The sequence below is a fragment of the Parabacteroides bouchesdurhonensis genome (assembly GCF_900186615.1).
Classification (GTDB): Bacteria; Bacteroidota; Bacteroidia; order Bacteroidales; family Tannerellaceae; genus Parabacteroides; species Parabacteroides bouchesdurhonensis.
Map to the genome: position 1 here is coordinate 2099542 of NZ_LT896588.1, position 18281 is coordinate 2117822.

15 protein-coding genes, 2 tRNA genes and 2 pseudogenes are annotated in these 18281 nt (G+C 38.5%); 11 read left to right on the top strand and 8 right to left on the bottom strand.

The annotated features are described in order from the left end of the window. Window positions 1-68 precede the first annotated feature (68 nt). Window positions 69-431, bottom strand: coding sequence for an ABC transporter permease (locus tag C1721_RS09025; RefSeq protein WP_234347399.1), 363 nt, complete (start codon window positions 429-431; stop codon window positions 69-71). A gap of 61 nt (window positions 432-492) precedes the next feature. Here C1721_RS09025 and C1721_RS09030 point away from each other — a divergent pair, with 61 nt between their 5' ends. Continuing rightward, window positions 493-894 (top strand): tyrosine-type recombinase/integrase, encoded by a 402-nt coding sequence (locus C1721_RS09030; protein ID WP_102408052.1) that lies wholly within the window; start codon window positions 493-495, stop codon window positions 892-894. Window positions 895-933: 39 nt separating this feature from the next. Here C1721_RS09030 and C1721_RS09035 read toward each other — a convergent pair whose 3' ends face one another. Then, window positions 934-1137 (bottom strand): hypothetical protein, encoded by a 204-nt coding sequence (locus C1721_RS09035; protein ID WP_102408053.1) that lies wholly within the window; start codon window positions 1135-1137, stop codon window positions 934-936. An 86-nt stretch (window positions 1138-1223) separates the two neighbouring features. Between C1721_RS09035 and C1721_RS09040 the strand changes: the two are divergent. The 6 genes and pseudogenes from C1721_RS09040 to C1721_RS09065 all read left to right on the top strand — a co-directional run. Beyond that, window positions 1224-3620 (top strand): annotated as a pseudogene (locus C1721_RS09040) (efflux RND transporter permease subunit); the annotation flags it as partial. Further along, window positions 3607-4854 carry a TolC family protein gene (locus C1721_RS09045; protein ID WP_102409367.1) on the top strand — a complete coding sequence of 416 codons (1248 nt, stop codon included), beginning with the start codon at window positions 3607-3609 and terminating at the stop codon, window positions 4852-4854. The pseudogene C1721_RS09040 and the gene C1721_RS09045, both read left to right, overlap by 14 nt. 806 nt (window positions 4855-5660) lie before the next feature. Next, on the top strand, window positions 5661-6920 hold the full coding sequence (locus tag C1721_RS09050; RefSeq protein WP_102408054.1) for a putative DNA modification/repair radical SAM protein: 1260 nt from the start codon (window positions 5661-5663) through the stop codon (window positions 6918-6920). 4 nt (window positions 6921-6924) lie between these two features. Then, window positions 6925-7689, top strand: coding sequence for a TIGR03915 family putative DNA repair protein (locus C1721_RS09055; RefSeq protein ID WP_102408055.1), 765 nt, complete (start codon window positions 6925-6927; stop codon window positions 7687-7689). Window positions 7690-7789: 100 nt separating this feature from the next. Further along, window positions 7790-10582, top strand: a complete 2793-nt coding sequence (locus C1721_RS09060; protein WP_102408056.1) for a hypothetical protein — start codon at window positions 7790-7792, stop codon at window positions 10580-10582. A gap of 30 nt (window positions 10583-10612) precedes the next feature. After that, window positions 10613-10879: a GNAT family N-acetyltransferase gene (locus C1721_RS09065; RefSeq protein ID WP_102408057.1), complete on the top strand. Its 267-nt coding sequence runs from the start codon at window positions 10613-10615 to the stop codon at window positions 10877-10879. Window positions 10880-10885: 6 nt separating this feature from the next. Here the strand turns inward: C1721_RS09065 and C1721_RS09070 are convergent, their stop codons facing one another. Both C1721_RS09070 and C1721_RS09075 read right to left on the bottom strand, forming a co-directional pair. Further along, entirely contained in the window at window positions 10886-11533 is a 648-nt protein-coding gene (locus C1721_RS09070; protein ID WP_102408058.1) for a pentapeptide repeat-containing protein, read from the bottom strand. Between the two features lie 73 nt (window positions 11534-11606). Next, window positions 11607-11680, bottom strand: a tRNA-Pro gene (locus C1721_RS09075). Window positions 11681-11864: 184 nt separating this feature from the next. Here C1721_RS09075 and C1721_RS09080 point away from each other — a divergent pair. Continuing rightward, a tRNA-Phe gene (locus C1721_RS09080) sits at window positions 11865-11937 on the top strand. A gap of 233 nt (window positions 11938-12170) precedes the next feature. Next, a pseudogene (locus C1721_RS16580) lies at window positions 12171-12233 on the top strand (tyrosine-type recombinase/integrase); the annotation flags it as partial. 327 nt (window positions 12234-12560) lie between these two features. Here the strand turns inward: C1721_RS16580 and C1721_RS09085 are convergent. After that, on the bottom strand, window positions 12561-13136 hold the full coding sequence (locus tag C1721_RS09085; RefSeq protein ID WP_102408059.1) for a CatB-related O-acetyltransferase: 576 nt from the start codon (window positions 13134-13136) through the stop codon (window positions 12561-12563). A gap of 13 nt (window positions 13137-13149) precedes the next feature. After that, window positions 13150-14442, bottom strand: coding sequence for an MATE family efflux transporter (locus C1721_RS09090; RefSeq protein ID WP_102408060.1), 1293 nt, complete (start codon window positions 14440-14442; stop codon window positions 13150-13152). 344 nt (window positions 14443-14786) lie between these two features. Here C1721_RS09090 and C1721_RS09095 point away from each other — a divergent pair, with 344 nt between their 5' ends. Next, window positions 14787-15644: an AraC family transcriptional regulator gene (locus C1721_RS09095; RefSeq protein ID WP_102408061.1), complete on the top strand. Its 858-nt coding sequence runs from the start codon at window positions 14787-14789 to the stop codon at window positions 15642-15644. 100 nt (window positions 15645-15744) lie between these two features. Here the strand turns inward: C1721_RS09095 and C1721_RS09100 are convergent, their stop codons facing one another. Continuing rightward, window positions 15745-16074, bottom strand: coding sequence for a hypothetical protein (locus C1721_RS09100; protein WP_102408062.1), 330 nt, complete (start codon window positions 16072-16074; stop codon window positions 15745-15747). After that, window positions 16074-16379 carry an FtsB family cell division protein gene (locus C1721_RS09105; RefSeq protein ID WP_102408063.1) on the bottom strand — a complete coding sequence of 102 codons (306 nt, stop codon included), beginning with the start codon at window positions 16377-16379 and terminating at the stop codon, window positions 16074-16076. The genes C1721_RS09100 and C1721_RS09105 overlap by 1 nt, the downstream gene beginning before the upstream one ends. 71 nt (window positions 16380-16450) lie before the next feature. Between C1721_RS09105 and C1721_RS09110 the strand changes: the two genes are divergently transcribed. Continuing rightward, complete coding sequence (locus C1721_RS09110; protein ID WP_102408064.1) at window positions 16451-18223, top strand: DNA polymerase III subunit gamma/tau; 1773 nt, start codon at window positions 16451-16453, stop codon at window positions 18221-18223. Window positions 18224-18281 lie beyond the last annotated feature (58 nt).

Genomic DNA, 18281 nt, shown 5'->3' on the forward strand with positions numbered 1-18281 from the left:
GGTGCAAAAGTAGTTTATTATTTTTAATGTGCAAGAAATGATGTGAAGTTTAAAGTGATTATTTCGATTTACTCGCTTTTTACTACCTCTGCCGGGTTACTGTTAGCTGCTTTCAACACTTGCCCTAACACGGTAAGCAAAACTAAAGTGATTACTCCTGTGATAGCCCCTGCCAGTAACCATAAAGGAATGCTTATTCGGTAAGCATATCCTTGCAGCCATTTGTTCATTGCAAGATAAGCTAGTGGGAGAGCAAAGGCTCCGGCAATCAGTACTTGTATAATGTATTCCTTGAAAAACATGCGAATGATATCATGGGAATCGGCCCCCATTACTTTATGTATGGCTACTTCCTTACGTCTTCGTTTGGTGGCTGCCGAAGCAACTGCATATATCCCAAACAGTGAAATCAGTAAACAGACTGTTGCCAAAATAAAAAAGATTTTTAAACCAATCTGTTCCGATGTGTTTAATCTGTTAAGTATTCCTTTGATGATTATTGAGAAGTACAAGAACGAACGAAAAACGGATAAGGTTTTCAATATGATAAATCTTTCTTGTATATGCACCAATCTGAAAGAGGTAGCTAGATTATGCAGTATAGAACGGAATTTAACCTATCACCTTGCACGTCATACTTATGCAACCCAAACGTGTATCTCTCAAGGAGTTCCGATAGAAACGCTCTCCAAGCTCATGGGACACTGTTCTATTCAAACGACACAGTTATATGCCAAAATCACCAATCAGAAAGTAAACGAGGACATGAAAAAACTATTTACCAAAGTAAACGGTAAATACCAAGTCCTTGAAAGTAATATTACTTCGGACATAGCACACAAGAAATTTTCTCAATGGCTGAAAGTAAAGAAGATATTTCCCGAAAAGAAATAATATACAGGTTAAAGAAGATAGGCAAAACCTATCTTCTTTTTAATTCATTCCTGCCACCTTGATTAGTTGCATTATCTCCGACAATGTGCCTTTAGGCTTGATTGTACCGTTCAGGAAACCGCCCAATTCCTCACTAAGTGTCTGACTGTCATAAACCGTAGTAATCGAACCACTGAAAGAAAAATCCTTTTTCCCCTCTTCATTCAATAGTTGTTGCGAAGTATCAACAAATTTATCAGCCATTTCACGCCTTTTAAAAACAAGGTTTGTCAGTTGTTTTTCCTTGTAATAAATAGTCAGTACGGCAACCGTATTTTCATTTTCGCTTAAATCTTCAAGATTTGGGAAACATTGTTGTGAGTTCCGAAGCCGGTGTACCGATCTTTCTTAAAGATTTGGGTTCTCTGAAATACGGGAATCTGGAACGAAAAGGCGTGTTGGGCTATACAGACCGTCAGAGAAACTATTCGGAAAGTTTGGAAGGAATCGTACTTTTACTCAAACACGAAAACCCTTCGCTTGTGCTGGATGGAGTGCATGAGGCGATAGATGAACTGAATAACGGAGGTTTGCCGGAAGGAGTACGTATTCATGCATTTCTGGATCGTACCAGTTTGGTAAATACGACCTTGAATACCGTTTCTCAGACATTGTTGACGGGAATGGCGCTGGTCGTTCTGGTTCTTATCCTTTTTCTGGGCAACTGGCGAGGTGCGTTGTTGGTTTCTGTCACAATTCCACTTGCGTTGTTAATAGCCTTTATATTAATGCATCTGACAGACATTCCCGCCAATCTGCTTTCTTTGGGAGCAATCGATTTCGGAATTATTGTAGATGGGGCGATTGTCATGCTGGAGACAGTTCTGAAAAAACGCGAAGATCATCCGGAAGAGTATATGGAAGAGAAAAGTATTGCCGCTCGTGTGAAAGAGGTCGGGCGTCCCATTCTGTTTTCCACATTTGTTATCATTACTGCCTATCTTCCGCTATTTGCTTTTGAACGCGTGGAACGTAAGCTCTTCACACCGATGGCATTCACTATGAGTTATGCCATGCTTGGTGCATTGCTGGTGGCTTTGCTGTTGATTCCCGGAATAGCTTACGCTATTTACCGGAAACCTCGCAAGATTTACAAAAATCGCTGGCTGGAGAAGTTACGGGATAAATATATGTCAGTACTTGCTAAGTTATTGAAGAAACCGCGTTGGGCAGTTGTTGCTGCTTCCGTCATTTTATTGTCTGGTGTTGCATTAAGTATCGCAGTCGGAAAAGATTTTCTTCCGGAATTGGATGAAGGATCTATTTGGCTGCAAGTGAATCTTCCCCCCGGTATTTCGGTGGAGAAGGCCAGAGCTTTGTCTGATACGTTGCGTGTACATACTATGAAATATCCGGAAGTAACGTACATCATGGTACAAGCCGGACGTAACGATGATGGAACGGATCCTTTTACTCCTTCGCACTTTGAAGTGTCTGTTGGCATAAGGCCTTACAGTGAATGGCCAAAAGGTAAGAAAAAGAGAGACCTCATTAACGAACTGGCAACCGAGTATGCAACGTTGCCTGGCTTTAGTGTAGGGCTCAGCCAGCCAATGATAGATGGAGTGATGGACAAGATTGCTGGTGCGCATAGTGAACTGGTGGTGAAAGTATACGGAAATGATTTCCGTGAAACACGCCGGATCGCAGAAGATATTGTTAAGACTTTGGGTTCCGTGCCGGGTGTGGTAGATTTGGATATTGACCAAGAACCTCCTTTGCCCCAGTTACAAATCATTATGAACCGGGGTGCTATAGCCCGTTATGGATTGAATGTGTCGGAAGTTTCCGATCTGATAGAAGTTGCAATTGGCGGAAAAGCTGTAGCCCAACTTTATCAAAGTGGCCGGCAGTATGATATTACCTGTAAATATAAGGAAGATGCTCGCAATACGCCTGAAAAGATTGCCGGACTGATGCTTACTTCTTCTACCGGGGCGAAGATTCCACTTTCACAAGTAGCCGATATCAGGTTAAGTATTGGAGAAAGTATGATCACACGTGAAATGAACAGAAGACACTTGACCGTGAAGTTGAATCTTCGTGGACGAGACCTTTCCTCTTTTCTGAAAGATGCACAGAAGGCTATTGATGAAAAGGTGAACTATGACAAAAGTCTGTATACTGTTAAATGGGGCGGAGCATTCGAAAACCAACATCGGGAGTATTCTCGGTTGGCAATTATTGTTCCTCTGACTTTGATGTGCATGTTCATTCTGTTGTATATTACTTTCGGGAAATTCCGTCAGGCAGGTCTGGTGCTTTCCATCGTACCTCTGGCACTGTTCGGGGGAATGCTGGCACTGAATCTGCGAGGTATGACTCTGAATGTATCTTCAGCCGTGGGATTCATCGCCATGTTCGGACTTTCTATACAGAACGGCATCATTATGGTTTCACAGATAAACGAACTGCGCAGGAAAGGTGCGAATCTGTTCAATGCCGTGTCGGAAGGCGCCCGGCAGCGTTTTCGTCCTATACTGATGACATCTGCCACTACGATTATCGGTCTGCTTCCGGCTTCGGTGGCAATTGGTATCGGCAGTGATGTACAGCGCCCTTTGGCTACGGTGATTGTTTATGGCCTGATATTTTCGACTCTGATGTCGATGTTTATCTTGCCCGTGTTTTATTATCTGGTAGAAAACAAAATAATGAATAACAATGGCAAACATGATAACAAATAACATCCGCATATTCTTGCTGTCGGTTATGTTGACCGTAACCGTAACTGGACTTCGGGCACAAACAGGTGGACTATCCGGTGACGGACAGAAAATGACTTTTGATCTTTATCTGAACCGGGTAGGAAAACAGAATCTGGAATATTTGGCAAACCGGTTAAACGTAAGTGTCGCTGAAGCTGAAATCATAGCTGCGAAAGTCTTACCAGATCCATCGCTTGACTTTGAGGGGAGCAAGGATACATATACACTTGGACTTTCTTATTCTTTGGAATTGGGAAAACGTTATGCTCGGGTTAAGCTGGCACGTAGCCAAGCTGAATTGGAAAAGTTGGTTCTCGAACAGAATTTTCAAGACTTGCGTGCTCAGGCTGCCGAATTATTTCTTGATGCTATCTTACAACGCGAATTGTTGAATGTGAAGGAAAATTCTTATCAATATATGGTTCGACTGAGCCAATCGGATAGTCTTCGCTACGTTTCGGGGGAAATAACCAAAAACGACGCACGGCAGTCTTGGCTGGAAGCGGTGGGCTTGCTGAATGAGGTATATGATCAGGAAGCGGTTTATTATTCCTCATTGGTGGAACTGAATAAATACATGGGAGCGAATGCAGACATACTGAATATCCCTTTAGGAAACTGGGATAGCTTGGAGAGGGATTTTACACTTGCTTTGCTGCTGGAACTGGGACAAACAAACCGGGTAGAATTGTTGGCTGCATCGAAAAACATAGGGGTTAATTCACGGGCATACAAACTGACACGTGCCGAGCGTCGTCCGGATATCGGCATGTCACTTTCCTATGAGAGGGACTGGAACGGTTTTCTGCCACAGGCTCGTTATGCTATTGTCGGAGTCTCAGTTCCGTTATCTTTCTCCGCGATCAACAAAGGTGCGGTTAAGTCTGCAAAATACAGAATAGATCAGGCAGCCATCATGCAGAAGAATGTCGAATTGCAAATACAAGCGGAGGTCACTCAGGCTTGGTTCGTTTTTGAAGCGGAAAAGAAAAAGGTTACGCAGTACAAGTCTGGCGTGTTGGAAGAATCACAGAAAGTGCTGGATGGCATGGTCTATAAATACAAGCGTGGGGAAGCTACTATTTTGGATGTCCTTATAGCTCAACGATCTTATAATGAAGTTCAGCAGAACTATTTGGAGACGATGAAGGGATATATGTCCGCTTTGGTTACACTTGAAAGGTCATGTGGAATATGGGATATTCATTTTTAGTAGATAAATGAACGTCTTTTATACGGTTTTAATCTATGTGTTTGCCTGTAAGAAAATGAATTACTTATTTTAATCTGCAAAATAAGAGTTTGTGATGTGAAAAAAAAGAAAGGAACAGACAGTCTCATTCAATACTGAAAAAACGTTTGAATATTTTCGGGGTTAACGAAGTGGTACACGAGAATCGCAAGCACCCAATTGTTATGTTCATTAAGACTGTCTTATTGTATATTGACACAGCTGATAAAAATTGGTATATTAAGCGTTTTGTAAAATGGCTGTAATGGTATTTTGTATAAATTGCTGCTCGTAATATGAAAATGCAATTTGAATGTTTATTTTAAAGCTTGTGTGTTTAGTATAAATTAATATAAAAGTGTTGATTTTCTATGTGTTTCAAGCTTTAGGGCATGGCCTGCTAAAATTTTATATTACATTTTGTATTGATGTGTACTCTTGAATATTGTGGATATTATAAATATCTTTTATTATCATGATTTATATTTTGATATTTATAGGGATGTTTATTTGAAATAGTTGGTAATTTGAAAATAATATTTATCTTTGTGCTGTCTTAAAAAATAAAAAATATATTTATAAATGAATATTAATTTTAAGACATAAAACCAATACTTTAATTATGATTATTCCCGTTCCATTAAGGATTTGGGCCTTAACTGTGAGACGGAAAAGAGAGAGCATCGTATGGTGCTCTCTTTTATTTTGATATTCTTGTTAAATCTGTTGAAGTAACAGTTTTGTTTGTTGAATATCCTTACATTTGTAATATTTAATGTTGGATTAGTATGAACGAAAGCGTACTTGAGAAATTGAAGATATTGGTTGAATCTGCAAAGTATGACGTTTCCTGTGCTTCCAGCGGAACCTCCCGTTCCCATAAGAAGGGAAATATAGGAAGTGCTGCTGGTTGGGGAATTTGTCACTCTTTTGCGGAAGATGGACGCTGTATATCTCTTTTGAAGATTATGCTGACGAATTATTGCATATACGATTGTGCTTATTGCATCAATCGCCGGAGCAATGATATACAAAGGGCCACTCTTTCTGTGACGGAACTGGTTAATCTTACCATTGAATTTTATCGTCGGAATTATATAGAAGGACTTTTTCTTAGCTCTGGTGTGGTTCGTAATCCCGATTATACGATGGAGAGACTTGTAAGAGTAATAAAAGACCTTCGTTTGGTATATCGTTTTAACGGATATATCCACATGAAAAGTATTCCTGGAGCAAGTCCGGAATTGGTAAATGAAGCCGGACTCTATGCAGATCGTCTTAGCGTGAATATTGAAATTCCAAATGAGAAAAGCCTTCAGATGCTTGCGCCGGAAAAAAACTTTCAAAGTGTTTTTACTCCAATGCGCTATATTCAGCAGGGAGTACTTCAAAGTGCAGAAGAACGGAAACGTTTCCGCTCTGCTCCCCGTTTTGCTCCGGCTGGGCAAAGTACACAAATGATTGTTGGTGCGACAGCTGACACAGATAAGGATATATTACATCTTTCTTCGGCTTTATACCAACGTCCCACAATGAAGCGGGTTTATTATTCTGGTTTTATCCCTGTTAATTCATATGATAATCGGTTACCAGCGTTGAAACAACCTCCACTAGTCCGCGAAAACCGTTTGTACCAGGCTGATTGGTTGTTGCGTTTCTATCAGTTTAAAGTCGATGAGATTGTGAATGATGCTTATCCTGATTTGGATTTGGAAATAGACCCTAAACTCTCATGGGCGTTACGTCATCCGGAAGCTTTTCCGGTTGACATAAATCGGGCGGATTATGAGATGTTACTTCGTGTGCCGGGAATAGGAGTGAAGTCTGCTAAAATTATAATTGTTTCCCGTCGTTATTCAAATCTGGGAGCTGAGCAGTTAAAGAAAATAGGTGTAGTGATGAAAAAAGCACAATATTTTATTACCTGTCGTGAATTACCGATGCAGACGATACATGAAGTGAGTCCGGATGCCGTGCGTCGCTTATTTATAAAGAAAACGGGACGTAATGTAGACGAACGTCAATTAGTGTTACAATTCGAGGATTGACAACATGATTATTTTTATCTATGATAAAACCTTTGAAGGTCTGTTGACTGCTGTTTTTGATGCCTATGTGCGTCATTCATTTCCTGATGTACTTTTGGCAAAAGACGAACCTCTTCCCTTGTTTTATGATGAAGTAGTCACTATTTATACAGATGATACAAAAGCCGATCGCGTATGGAAAGGACTTCGGAAGAAAATATCAGAAATGTCTCTTTCTATTTTGACTGTTTCTTGGCTGTCCGAGCTTCCCGAAGTTGATATGCTTTTGTTCCGGTATATACGGAAAGCGATAGATGCACCTAATACTATAGAGTTCAATTTAGGTGATCCGGATGTGCTATCCGTTTCTAAAATCTGGAAAAAAGTCAGCAATGAGCGCCTTCATATAATACAATTCCTCCGTTTCCAGAAAGCTGCAGACGGAACTTTCTTTGCCGCAGTAGAACCATTATATAATGTTCTTCCTCTTGTGATTCCTTATCTACAGGACCGTTTTGCCGATCAGAAATGGTTGTTTTATGACTTAAAACGTGAGTATGGTTATTATTACGATTTGAAAGAAGTCTCAGAAGTCCGTTTTGAAGAAAAACAAGCCCATCTTTTGTCTGGTTTACTTAGTGAGGATTTGATGGATGAAAACGAGAAGTTATTTCAGCGGCTTTGGAAAGAATATTTTAAGACTATCGCTATTAAAGAGCGTGTCAATCCGAGATTGCACCGTCAGAACATGCCTGCTCGCTTTTGGAAGTATATGACCGAGAAACAATAGCTTATAATTTGTATTTTTGGCTCGTCCGGGGCAACTTAATGATTTTTCTTTTGTTCAATATAATATAGAGACATTTAAGTTTTAGTCTGCGAATGAGTCTATGGGCGAGAAGAAAAGAAAAAAGATATGGCGTTTTTGGGGAATAATACTTTTATTGGTTGCCGGGCTTTTTGTGTTAAACTTTTTTTTGACGAAACGTTTGGAAAAGTTTCTGAAAGAAGAATTGGCTGTGCGTACTTCCGATGCTACGGATGGCTTTTATCGCCTTTCGTTTCAAAATCTCTCAATTAGTTTCTTTAAAGGTGAACTGAAAATAGAAGGTATCCGTTTATATCCGGATTCTGTGGCGTTTTGCTACCGGAAGGAGAAAGACAGTCTTCCTTCCATTTATGTGGATGCTCAGATTGGGATGATTGATTTTAAAGGGGTAGACTTGACATGGCGGAGAAATTTTAGACGCTTGAATTTCAAATCTTTCGAGATTAAAAAGCCTGACATTAAAGTGTTTGGCCCAGATGATTCGTCCATAGCGGAAAAAAAATTAGGACAAGTGGAGTCAAAAACCTCATATGAAGTTATTTCCCCTTATATAGATGTATTAAGTGTACAAGCTTTGAATCTGGAGAATGCTAGTGTTTCTTATGAAACTATAGATTCTCAGCCGCCTATTTCGTATGCGTTGAAGAATGTTAGTTTTCATGCTTATGGTTTTCGTTTGGATAAAAACTCATCGGAGAGTGGTAAACTGCTTTATTGTGATAACTTTGATTTTGTTGCCAATCATCCTCAGACTCTCTTGAAGGCCAATGATTTTATGTTAGAAACAGATCGTATCGTGCTTAACACAAAAGATTCGGTTATTTGTATTTCCAATATAGAAATGAAGCCCTTAAATAGCCTGCAGAGGGAAGATGGAAGGCTTCCTCATAGCTCTTTGAATGCGTTTGTGAAAGCTGTTGAAGTACGAGGTGTCGCTTTCCACCGTAAAGATGCTTTAAACTATTTGACTGCCAATTCATTCCAAATTGTATCTCCTGATATAAATATTTATAATTTTGCGAATAAAGGCAAAAGGACAGAGCAAAAGTATATTCCTTTAAATGCGGATTCAATAGTTCATTCTTTGTCTTTGTATGAAATTATCTCTCCGGTTTTACATAGTGTCTCTATCCGCACAATTGGTATCAGTGAGGCGAAAGCACGATACTCTTATGCTCTGAAAGATTCTGTAGAAGTTTATAAGTTGGCAAATTTTAATTTCCGGGCAAACGATTTTCTTATTGATTCTTTATCGGAATTAAAACATGGCTTTTGGTATCCGGGTAGCTTTTCTTTTGAAGCAAGTGGCATTGAAGGCTTGATGACGGCCCGGAATTATCATGTTAATATCGAAAAAATGGCATTTTGTTCGGAGACGGAGAGTTTAAAAATAGAGCAGATGTTTTTACGTCCATTGTCTAGTAATACTCCATCAGCTTACAATATTCGTGTATCGTTGAAGGCTCTTATGGTGGATCATATTATTAAGGATAGTACTATGCTCAGATTGAGAACTATTGATGTTGACAGTCCGGTTATAGATCTTTTGCTTTCACACTCGGCCCGCCAAACAAAACCTGTTTCATTTAAGAGAAGTGACTTGTATAAATCATTGGGAAATATCGCCGAAAAAATAGTTTTGGAGCGTTTTAATGTTTCAGATGCGACACTAAATTATGCTTTTCGGGGAAGGGGAGACTCCTTGCATCATCAAAGACTAAACACAGCCAATCTAATAGTCAAAGGATTACTTGTTGATAATCGTAAATGTACTTTTAAATTAGATGACATCCGTTTTTCTACAAATAACCTGTCGTTCCCGTTGGATAATGGTTATTATACATTGCATATTGGTGATATAAACTTGGCGGATTCAGCCTTGAACATGGAGCATTTACATTTGGCTGCTTTGTATCCTAAAATGAAATTTGCCTATTTGCAACCGCATCATAAAGACTGGTTTGATGTGAAAATAGACAGTGTTTCACTATTGGGTATCAATTTTTCTCGCTATTTTGAAGATAATATATTGCGAATAAAAGATGTGCAGGTGAAAAATGCTGTATTGCAAAATTTCAAGAATCAAAAAATTGCCGTTCCACGTCATGTCATTCCAATGATTTATTCCGGTTTGCAGAAAGCTCCTGTAAATTTAGATATACAAAAAGTGGAAGTGAAAAATTTATCTGTTGTTTATGAAGAATTAGCAAAGAAAGGAACTGTTCCCGGAAAGTTGTTTTTTACGGATATGAATGGAGTGTTTTCGGGCTTCACTAATATCATTTCCAAACCGGATCAATATATCCGTCTCGATGCAAATGGTAAATTAATGGGAAGAGGCTATTTTACAGCTACCTGGTTGCTACCGGTTGATTCATTGAACGACCGTTTTTTGCTAAATGCGCATATGACAAACTTCGACCTTACGGCATTGAATGAATTAATAGAACCTTTGGCTTTCGCTGAGATTAAGAGTGGTTATTTGAATGAGATGACTTTTAGTACAGAAGCGACAAGCAAAGGCGCTACTATAGACATGATATTCTTATATACGGATTTACGAGCCGCACTGTTGAAAGAAAAAAACGGAGAACTGGTAGATAAAAGGTTTCTTTCAGACCTTGTTAACTTAGTATTGAAGCATGACAATCCGGATAAAAAGAAAAGAAAACATAACAAACCAAGACTTGCAAATGTTTCAATAATAAGGGATCCATATCATTCTACGTTTAATTACTTGTGGCAAATTTTACGACCGGCTTTAATGGAATCGGTTGGTGTTCCTTTGTTACATGACAACAAGAAATCTGCGAAAGAGAAATTGTCGGAAGTAGAAGATGAGGATGTGATGTAGATAAATTTTGAACTAATAAATTAATGAAATATGGAATACGAAATTACTCATTATCCGGAGAAGAAGCGCTTTGAAATAAAGTTAGAAGGAGTTACCGCATTTGTACAATACCGTTTGAGGGATGGAAAACTGGATATTATCCATACCATTGTTCCTCCGCTTATTGAAGGACGTGGTGTTGCTGCTGCATTAGTAAAGTACGCATACGATTATGCCTTGGCGAATGGGATGAAACCACAGGCTACTTGTTCTTATGCTGTGACCTGGTTGCATCGCCATCCTGATTATGTGCAGTAGTAACATTTAATCTTTGATGTTTATTCCTAACATCCTTGCCAGTTCCAAGGCCTGTATTGATGTAACGGTGGCTCCCCGTAGCTCGCTGCTATTTAGTGCTGTTACGTGAATACCGGGGATTTCGGAATCTGAAAAATCTATTCCTTTTAAAGATGTCCTGTAAAATTCGGCTTCCATAAGATTGCAATTCCCAAAGGCTACATGGTTTAACTGGCAATTTTCCATACTTGCTCCTCTCAACTTACAATGTGTAAGATTAACATTTGTCAGTTTGCTTGTTGTAAAGTTAGAATATTCTCCAAGGCATCCCTGAAAGAGAGTATGATTAAATATACATTCTGAGAAATTTGTTCCGGTTAATTTACAATCGATAAACTCGATACGGTGAAATCCGCATCCGTTCAGGTTTATATTCGATAAGTCACAGTTATGAAATATAACATCACTGAATTGGGATTTATTTATTTTACATTCAATAAAGCTACAATTCGTGAAAATGCAAGATTGGATAGAAAGATTGTTTTTCGACAAAGACTCAATTTTCTGAGACTTGAATTCATATTCAATCAAATCTTCTTCGTTTTTTGCTAATGCAGTGTAAATGTCAACTTCGTTATGAAGCTTTTTAGCAATACGTGGCTGTGTTAGTTTCATGTTCCTGATTATATTTGATGGAATAACGACAAACAAAAAGAGGACGTATCTTTCGATATATCCTCTTGTGTAGTCGGGATGAGAAGACTCGAACTTCCGACCTCCACGTCCCGAACGTGGCGCGCTAGCCAACTGTGCTACATCCCGTTTTTGTTTACGGCTGCAAAGGTATAAATAAAATTGAACATGCAAGAATTTTCCCTGTTTTTTTCTTTGAAAATACCCTTTCTTACTCCTGCATTTCTCCGTGATATTTCAGAAATAGCACTTTTTTGTGAAAATGTTTGGAGTATAATAGATAATGTTTACCTTTGCACCCGTCAAATCAAAAGGTGCCATAGCTCAGTTGGTAGAGCAAAGGACTGAAAATCCTTGTGTCCCCGGTTCGATTCCTGGTGGCACCACTTTTAAAAGACTTCAAATTTGGTAAATCCCTGAAATGTTTAATTTTCAGGGCTTTTCTTTTTCTCCTAATCCGCATATTTTTGGCAAAATAACGCACTTCCGTAGTGCTAAATCGTGGACAATTTTAGTCTTGAAATAAATGTCCACGAATTATACTCTTTTTTTTATTCAAGGATGGACAGCTAACGACATAAACATACTTGATTATCTGGATTTTACATTTTTTTTGGCATCTAAAATACTTGGTCATTCTTCCACCCGAATGACACAACATTATGCAAAGGTTATGAATTAGAGTATTTTGAAATATATGAAAGAAGTAGATTTAAAATTAGGATTAATATAATATTTTCATTATTTGTTCCCTTTTGTGTATTTTTGATTCCTTTCGGAAGAAATTTGAATTTCTCTCGGAAGGAATTCAAATTTCTTCCGAAAGGGTGCTTTTTGTGCTCGGATAAGAAACAGTAAAAAGAATAGCTATTAAAATAAGTTCTTTGACATATTGGTTCAGGGTAGGAATATACTGTGATTTTGGAGGAAATTACGCAAATTCATATTAGCTGTCTTTCATGGCTGTTCGCAATTTATTAATATCTCCTTTTGCTAGATAGGGTATGCATTACCGTATTTTACAAATAGGCCAATTCCACCATTTCAATGCCTGTAATTGCTTTATTACATCCGGATCAAAGCGTTTTCGTATTTCTTTGGCAGGAGTACCGCCAACAATCGTATACGGGGGGATGTCTTTTGTCACAACGGAGCGGGCTGCAATAATTGCTCCATCCCCAATATGTACTCCGGACATAATAACAGCTTCATATCCAATCCAAACATCATTGCCTATGATAATATCGCCTTTGTTATCCCATGCAGTAACTACATCTGCTTTATCTAATTTCCATTCTTCGTAAAACAAGGGGAATGTATAAGTTGATAAGGACTTTAGAGTGTGGTTGGCACAATTGAATAGGAATTTTGTACCGCAGGCAATAGAACAAAATTTTCCTATTATTAATCTTTCCTGATGGATAGGATAGTGATAGAGTACATTGTTTTTTTCAAACAACAAAGGATCGGATATAAAGTCATTGTAAATTGTGTAATCACCAATCTTTATTAGCGGATCTTTCACAATGGAATTCAAATATACCGTTTGTTTATCTCCTGTGCGGGGATATATTTTCGTCATCATAACTTTCTGATTTTTAATAATGTTTTCTTTTTAAATATACTATAGACTGTATGGCTAACAGAATAACAAATAGATATTCTGCTGTCAGGTAAACGGCTAAAGAAGCTTTTGTACAGTAGCTTAGCCAATAGAGGTAAATCAAATAAATCACTGTTGTCGTAAGCTGAAAGGCAAATGTGATTTTCGTTTTCCCTGTTCCGCCGACGGCATTAAGATATACATAACCGGGTAAAGCAAAGGTGTAGTTAAGTAACATTACAACAAATGGTATAAAAGTGAACTGCATCAATTGCTTATTATCTGTGTATAAACCTATAATCCATTGGTTACTCAATAGGGCAACTCCTACTAACGGAATCCCTACTGCATATCCCAGTTTTACAATCTTCCGGCAGATTGTAAAGATGTCTTTTCCTTCTCCGGCTCCAATGGCATTACTAACCAATGATCCGGTAGTGAGTGAAAAGGAATTTGCTATAACAAAAAACATTGTGGAAACGCTTCTGGTAATATTGGATATTGCTAATTCTGTTTTACCTAAATGTTCAATTGCTACAAAAAATAGAAACCATGGGGCTACGCTGATAAAAGCATGAAGCATGCTCCATATTGACAACTTTAATACTTTTGCTAGTAATTGTCCGTTATAGACAGGTTTTAATCCGTATTTGAATTTATCTGTTTTTATCCACATATAGACACAAAGTATAGTAAAGGAACTCACTTCTGCCAATGATGAAGCGATTGCAGCTCCGGAAATACCTGAATTCAAGATGAATATTAAGACATAGTTGAATGGGATATTGACCAATACTGCTACAATAGCTGCCCATGACAATGCTTTAGTATTTGTTATTCCCACGAAAAAAGAACGGATTGCCAAAAATGGAAATGAAAATAATAATCCGAAACTACGCCAGTTTAAATAATGAATAACGGCTTGGTAGATTTCCGGTGAAGCTATTAAACGTTTTAAAATTAGTGGAGAAAACAGGTATATCGATAGACAAAGAACGATTGCCATCCCTGACAAAAAGAATAAACCTTGAAAAAAAGTTTTACCCGTTTCTTTGTATTTTTGCTCTCCGTTTCTCCTGGCTATCATTACTTGTAATCCGATACTAAAGCCGAAACCAAGCATGTAGATTGCCAAATAGTAGATTCCGGCAATAGCGGATGCTCCCAACTCTATTTCTCCAACATGACCTAGAAAGATGGCATCAGTAATATTGATTAATTGTTCCATCAGAATGCTCATCATCACCGGAAAGTTGATGAGCCAGATTTGCTTGTATGTATAATTCATTGCTCAACTTTAAATAACACGGTATGGCACTCTGTATCCCGACAGTCTGCCATCCTGTAAATTCATAAATAAAAGGTTATAAAATCTCTGTGGCAAATAAATCATTATTTGTCAAATAGCTGAATAGCTTTATTGGGTAATGCTATTCGTTGAGCGTAGCTATATACAGAGTTTCATAAGAAGTGAATATTTTTTGCATGTTGATTATGATGCAAAAATATAAAAATAATACAATTAAAATAAATATCACGGAATATTGGTGAATTTTTTTTATTCCGCAACATCGGACAAGTCATATGCTTATTTCTATCATATATTTGCGCAATGAAATATAAAAACAAATTATGCAAGAGAAGAAAACAACCCGGGAAGAATACCAGAAGTGTGTAAATGCTGTAGTGGATTATATTAACCTTCATTTAGGGGAAGAGATTGATTTGAAATCACTGGCCAAGATTTCTCATTTTTCTCCTTTCTATTTCCACCGCATCATGAGGGCCTTTTTAGGAGAGCCAATCGGTATGTTTATTGTTCGGACACGAACCGAAGCTGCTGCCCGTTTGCTGCGCTATTCTGATATTCCAATTGCCGATATAGCCTATCGTATCGGATATTCTTCATCCTCTTCATTATCGAAAATTTTCAAACAGTTTTATGGTATTTCGCCTTTAGAATATCGAAACAATAAAAATTTTGTAATTATGAAACCAGCTATTATCAGACCGGATTTGGAACTGAAAAGTGAGATAAAGAATATTCCTGCGCGGAATGTGATTTATATTCGTCTATTAGGCGATTACAAGCTCAATGACTATGGAGGTACTTGGTGCCGTTTGTGCCAGTTTATTAAAGAACAAAATCTGCCGATGGGTGAATTGTCTCCACTTTGTATTTACCACGACGATCCGAAAGTAACTCCTGTGGACAAGTTGCGTACGGATGTATGCATGGTATTGCCTGTAACGGCTGTTCCTAAAGGAGATATCGGATTCAAGCAACTTCCGGCCGGACGTTACGCCATTTTTGTCTATCAAGGCTCGTATGACAATCTGCAAGCGGTATATGATACGATATACGGAAAGTATTTACCCGAAATGGAATGTACTATTCGTGATGAAGCCAGTGCGGAACGTTATCTGAATGATCCTTGCACTACTGCACCGGAGGATTTGCTGACGGAAATTTACATTCCGATAGAATAGATAAAAGGAATGCATGGTAAGTGACCTGTTTAGATTCCTTTCGGAAGAAATTCTATTTTCTTCCGAGAGGGATTTATTTTTCTCCCGGATGTAATTCTGATTATTGTTTGCTCTTAGGGGAGACGAATGCCGTATAAACCTGTAGAATGGCGGCGATCGTTAAGCAAAGAATCCATTCTGTCCGGTCTTTAAACATGAAACCGGAAGCGAATACCATTAAGATACCGGAGATAACATTGAAACGGTGCAAGCGGCGACTCCGAAAATCCATTTCTTTAACAGAGATAGTGAGATAGCATACCGTATAACCGGCAGCTCCTATTGCAAACAGGTAAGGAGCAGCTATCCAGTGAATAAAATATAATATAGCTCCGGCAAGGATAAGCAGACCGGAGATGTTAAACAGGAACGTTCTTACTTTTTGATTCATTACTTATTTTTGATAATATAGACATCTTCATCCGGTTTCTTCATAAAATACTCTTCACGGGCAAATCGTTCCAAGCCTTCTTTATCAGTGTGAAGGTCATTTAGTTTTTTGGTATTTATTTCAATTTCTTCCTTGTAATGCTTTATTTCTTTTTCCAAACTGCGTATTTTCTCGTCATATATATAGCGTTGATATAAACTACTGTCACCTGTCGTAAAAGTAAGCGCCAGGAACACAATGGTAACCAACCAATAAATGTTGATCCATGAAAGATACTTGTTGTAAAAGTCTTTTATGCGTGACATGGAATATAGTTTTATGCAAAGGTAAATGAATTATTTTGTTTATCTTTGTCTTATCAATAAAAAAGCAGCAAATGGATAATTATATTGTATCGGCAAGAAAATATCGTCCTTCTACATTTCGCAATGTGGTGGGGCAGAAGGCTCTTACCATTACATTGAAAAATGCAATACAAAGTAACAAGCTGGCACATGCTTACCTGTTTTGCGGTCCGCGAGGTGTGGGAAAGACTTCGTGCGCACGTATCTTTGCTAAAACCATTAACTGCTTGAATCCTACGCCGGAAGGAGAAGCTTGTAACGAGTGCGAGTCTTGTAAGGCTTTTCTCGAACAGCGTTCTTATAATATACATGAGTTGGATGCTGCATCCAATAATTCGGTAGATGATATTCGTGCTCTGATTGACCAGGTGCGTATTCCGCCTCCTATCGGTAAGTATAAAGTATTTATTATTGATGAGGTACACATGTTGAGTTCGGCGGCTTTTAATGCATTTCTTAAAACGCTGGAAGAGCCTCCTCATCATGCGCTTTTTATTCTGGCTACAACAGAGAAACACAAAGTATTGCCTACGATCTTGTCGCGTTGCCAGATATATGACTTTTCCCGTATCTCTATTAAGGATATGGTGGAACATCTGGAGTATGTTGCTTCATGTGAAGGAGTGACAGCCGAACCCGAAGCACTGAATGTGGTTGCACAAAAAGCCGATGGAGGCATGCGTGATGCATTATCCATTTTTGATCAGGTTGTCAGCTTCACAAATGGAAACATTACTTATCAGGCTGTAATAGATAATCTGAATGTACTGGATTATGAATATTATTTTCGTTTAACTGATGCTGTTTTGTCCGGCAATGTGCGTTCCGCCATGTTGATATTGAATGAGATATTGAATAAAGGCTTCGACGGGCAGAATATTATAACAGGTCTGGCCGGACATTTTCGTGACTTATTGGTGTGTAAGGATGAGGCTACGTTAGTCTTGTTTGAAGTAGGAGCATCTATACGCGAGCGTTATAAGGAGATGGCAAAACGGTGTCCGGATACATTACTGTTCAAGGCTATAGAACTGGCTAATACTTGTGATTTGAATTATCGTGCCAGCCGTAATAAGCGGTTGTTGTTAGAATTGACGCTGATCCAGTTATGTCAGCTAAACAAACCGCAGCAAGCGGACGATAGTAAAAAAAAAGGATTGATTGAACCGATTGCTCAGGATAATCAACCCTCTGTTTCTCAATCTGTTTCTGTTCCGGCTTCAAATGGTGTCTCTGTAGCGTCTGCTCCGCAGCCGGTTTCCTCGCAGCCACAGGTTGTAACAACACATATGCCTTCTTCTATTTCTGTTCCACCGCCTCCAGCTACAGCTCCAACGCGCAGATCTTCACGCCCGCCTATTGGAACGTCTTTGAAGGAGATAGGTGTTGAAAAACCTAAGGAAGAGGCTGTGCAACAGACCGCAACTGTGGTAGATGAACAGACCAATTCGTTTACAAATGAAGAACTGGTTCAGTATTGGGATGCATTTTCTAATACAATCGACAAAAAGGTTTATCTCAAAAATACAATGATAAATTGCAAACCTGTATTGCAGGAAAATTATTATTTTGAGGTGGCTGTGCACAATCCTGGCCAACAAGAAGAGCTGATTAACGCAGCTATAGATATTCTATCTTACCTTCGCTCAAGTTTAAAGAATACGCGTATCCAGATGCGTGTACGAATAATTGAAACGAATGAAAAACGCTTGGCTTATACTTCGACTGAAAAATATGAACATCTGTTAGAAATTAATCCGAATTTGTCAAAACTAAAGGAGGAATTTGATTTAAGGCTTGATTAATAGATTTTCATTGAAGGTATATAAAAAGATAAAGGCCCGCAGAGTTCGCGTTACGAAT

Coding starts and splice junctions, on each gene's coding strand:
- C1721_RS09030 (WP_102408052.1), top strand. CDS start 493: ATGATTATTGAGAAGTACAAGAACGAACGAAAAACGGATAAGGTTTTC.
- C1721_RS09035 (WP_102408053.1), bottom strand. CDS start 1,137: ATGGCTGATAAATTTGTTGATACTTCGCAACAACTATTGAATGAAGAG.
- C1721_RS09045 (WP_102409367.1), top strand. CDS start 3,607: ATGATAACAAATAACATCCGCATATTCTTGCTGTCGGTTATGTTGACC.
- C1721_RS09050 (WP_102408054.1), top strand. CDS start 5,661: ATGAACGAAAGCGTACTTGAGAAATTGAAGATATTGGTTGAATCTGCA.
- C1721_RS09055 (WP_102408055.1), top strand. CDS start 6,925: ATGATTATTTTTATCTATGATAAAACCTTTGAAGGTCTGTTGACTGCT.
- C1721_RS09060 (WP_102408056.1), top strand. CDS start 7,790: ATGGGCGAGAAGAAAAGAAAAAAGATATGGCGTTTTTGGGGAATAATA.
- C1721_RS09065 (WP_102408057.1), top strand. CDS start 10,613: ATGGAATACGAAATTACTCATTATCCGGAGAAGAAGCGCTTTGAAATA.
- C1721_RS09070 (WP_102408058.1), bottom strand. CDS start 11,533: ATGAAACTAACACAGCCACGTATTGCTAAAAAGCTTCATAACGAAGTT.
- C1721_RS09085 (WP_102408059.1), bottom strand. CDS start 13,136: ATGATGACGAAAATATATCCCCGCACAGGAGATAAACAAACGGTATAT.
- C1721_RS09090 (WP_102408060.1), bottom strand. CDS start 14,442: ATGAATTATACATACAAGCAAATCTGGCTCATCAACTTTCCGGTGATG.
- C1721_RS09095 (WP_102408061.1), top strand. CDS start 14,787: ATGCAAGAGAAGAAAACAACCCGGGAAGAATACCAGAAGTGTGTAAAT.
- C1721_RS09100 (WP_102408062.1), bottom strand. CDS start 16,074: ATGAATCAAAAAGTAAGAACGTTCCTGTTTAACATCTCCGGTCTGCTT.
- C1721_RS09105 (WP_102408063.1), bottom strand. CDS start 16,379: ATGTCACGCATAAAAGACTTTTACAACAAGTATCTTTCATGGATCAAC.
- C1721_RS09110 (WP_102408064.1), top strand. CDS start 16,451: ATGGATAATTATATTGTATCGGCAAGAAAATATCGTCCTTCTACATTT.